Annotated in this window: 1 protein-coding gene; it reads left to right on the forward strand. The window is 72.8% G+C overall.

The genetic code is table 11. From position 1 onward, the window contains the following. Positions 1-201: 201 nt before the first annotated feature. A partial coding sequence (locus AC0CYZ_RS14690) for an acyl-CoA dehydrogenase family protein (RefSeq protein ID WP_472216554.1) occupies positions 202-1,737 on the forward strand: 1,536 nt, incomplete at its 3' end.

Consider the following 1,737-nt stretch of genomic DNA (forward strand, 5'->3'; position numbering starts at 1 on the left):
ACCCGGTCCCGCGGACCGGTCCGCCTCCGGCTCTGCCCGAGCGGCCCCCGCGGCCACGAGCGCCCGGGGAACCCCGGCCGAACAGGCACGGTCTCGTCACCGACGCCTCCATCGACACCGCCCGACATCTCTCCTGGCGAGCCTCCGATCCGGCCCGCGCTCGTGGGGCGCAGCGGCCCGGGCCGGCGGCATGATGGTCCGGTGACCTCCCGGATCCTCGACCGCGCCGACCTGGACTTCCTGCTCCACGACTGGCTGCGCGTGGACGATCTCCTGGAGCGCCCGGCCTTCGCCGAGCACGACCGGGACACCGTCGACGCCGTCCTCGAGCTCGCCGAGCAGATCGCCACCGAGCGCTTCGCCCCGCACAACCGCGCCGCCGACGTCGCCGAGCCGCACGTCGAGGACGGTCGCGTGGTCGTCGTGGACGGGGTCGCCGACGCGATCGCGGCGTTCGCCGAGGCCGGCTTCATCGGCGCCTCGGTGCCCGTCGAGCAGGGCGGTACGGGCCTGCCGTTCACGGTCGCGCGGGCCGCGCTCGCCTGGTTCCAGGCCGCCAACATCGGCACCGCGTCCTACCCGTTCCTGACGACGGCCGCGGCCAACCTGCTGCTCGCCCACGGGACCCCCGAGCAGATCGAGGCGTGGGTGCCCGCGATGCTCGACGGCCGTGCCTCCGGGACGATGTGCCTCTCCGAGCCGCAGGCCGGGTCGTCACTCGCGGACATCACCACGCGGGCCGAGCCGCAGGACGACGGCACCTACCGCGTCACCGGCACCAAGATGTGGATCTCCGGTGGCGAGCACGAGCTGACGCCGAACATCGTCCACCTCGTCCTCGCCAAGATCCCCGGCGGACCGCCCGGGGTGAAGGGCATCAGCCTGTTCGCCGTGCCGCGGTTCCTCGAGGACGGCACCGCGAACGACGTCGTCCTTGCCGGCGTCAACCACAAGATGGGGTATCGCGGCACCGTCAACACCCTGTTGAACTTCGGTGAATCCGGTGGCGCGGTCGGGTGGCTCGTCGGCGCCGAGCACGGCGGCCTCGCGGCGATGTTCCACATGATGGACGAGGCGCGGGTAGGGGTCGGGATGGGCGCGGCGGCGCTCGGCGTCACGGGCTACCTGCACGCGCTGGATTACGCCAAGACCCGGACGCAGGGGCGCGCGGTCGGCGGCCGGGACGTCACGAGCCCGATGATCGCGATCGCCGAGCACCCCGACGTCAAGCGGATGCTGCTCGCCCAGAAGTCCTACGCCGAGGCTGCGATCGCCCTAGGGCTCTACTGCTCCCGGCTGGTCGACGAGAAGGACACCGCACCCGAGGAGGAGGACCGCGGGCGCGCCGCCCTGCTCCTCGACGTCCTCACTCCGATCGCGAAGAGCTGGCCCTCCCAGTGGTGCGTGACGGCGAACGACCTCGCGATCCAGGTGCTCGGCGGCTCGGGCTACACGCGCGACTTCCCCGTCGAGCAGTTCTACCGCGACAACCGGCTGAACCCGATCCACGAGGGCACCCACGGCATCCAGGCGATCGACCTGCTGGGCCGCAAGGCCGTGATGCGCGGCGGCGCCGGGCTGGAGCTGCTGCTCGGCACGATCCGCGAGACGGCGGGCCGGGCCGAGCAGTACCCGGAGTACGCCGCGGCCCTCGAGTCCGCGCTGGTCCGGATCGAGAAGACCACGACGACGCTGCACGCCGCCGGCGACCCCGACGTCACCCTCGCGAACGCGAGC

The organism is Actinomycetospora sp., from assembly GCF_055612215.1.